General features: G+C 66.5%; 1 pseudogene. It reads left to right on the forward strand.

Going from position 1 to position 382, the window contains the following annotated elements:
* Positions 1 to 382 (forward strand): annotated as a pseudogene (locus tag U5A57_RS41475) (hypothetical protein); the annotation flags it as partial.

The raw sequence follows: 382 nt of genomic DNA on the forward strand, positions 1-382 counted from the left end.
GCTGGGTTCGGCGGACATCAAGGCGCTGAGCACGAACCAGGTGGTGAACGGTCTGGGCTCGGCAGGCATCGCAGCACTGACTTCCAGCCAGGTTGCCCAGCTCGGCACGGCCGACCTCCACTCGCTGACCACGACTGAAGTGCAGGCGCTGGGTTCGGCAGGCATTGGCCAGCTGACGTCTTCGCAAGTGCAGTCGCTGACCTCGACGGCGCTCAACGCGCTGACGACGTCGCAGCTGGCGACGCTGTCGGTGAACCTGCTGACGAGCGCACAGGTTTCGGGTTTGAGCACGGGCCAGCTCGCGGCACTGAGCTCGACGCAGGTGCGCCAGCTGAACTCGGCTGACCTGCACGCGCTGAGCACGAGCCAGCTCGTGAGCGGT

Origin of the sequence: Paraburkholderia sp. J11-2, assembly GCF_905220185.1 — a bacterium.
In the GTDB taxonomy this organism is placed as follows: Bacteria; Pseudomonadota; Gammaproteobacteria; order Burkholderiales; family Burkholderiaceae; genus Paraburkholderia.